1 protein-coding gene is annotated in these 543 nt (G+C 37.3%); it reads left to right on the top strand.

Translation table 11 applies throughout. The annotated features are described in order from the left end of the window. Window positions 1-216: hypothetical protein (locus BWI92_RS27685; protein WP_176464580.1), on the top strand; the 216-nt coding region annotated here is incomplete at its 5' end. Between the last annotated feature and the right edge of the window lie 327 nt (window positions 217-543).

Raw genomic sequence — 543 nt, 5'->3', positions numbered from 1 at the left:
TCCAACAGTACGAGTACAACAAGTCCATATCCAATAACGATTCATAAAATTCCAACGGCGCAGTTTGACTCCACAAATATTTATGTAATGTCAGGACAAACTCCCGCTTTGAGCATTTCAACTACAGGAGCATTACCCATCAAATTATTGCTTAAAGACGATAATGCTGTTTTTATAATTATACCACCACAACTTCCCAATTCAGTATTCCTGTAATTGCCACGATGGGAACAAAATTTCTTATCAGTTCAGTGAGTAATAATCTATGTGCTGGAAAAGTTGGCTCAAAATCTCAAGCTCAATTATTGATTGTCACAGGAATTGAAGAGTTATCAGATTGGGGAATWYSAGTAGYWCCAAAYMARYTKTAYSGACCTTTAGCATTCATCGCGTATGAAAACCTATTTTAGATTTTTAACTCTGAGCTTGATACTGGGATTAAGTTCTTGTATCGACGAGCTTAGAGATTATACCCAAGTAACAGGAGAACGATATTTGTCGGTAGAAGCCTCACTTTCTGACTTGAAAGGACCTCATCGAGTG

It is taken from the genome of Flectobacillus sp. BAB-3569 (assembly GCF_002270355.1).
Taxonomy (GTDB): Bacteria; Bacteroidota; Bacteroidia; order Cytophagales; family Spirosomataceae; genus Flectobacillus; species Flectobacillus roseus.
The sequence above is the reverse complement of the archived record's forward strand: the minus strand, read 5'-3'. Positions and strand labels throughout refer to the sequence as shown.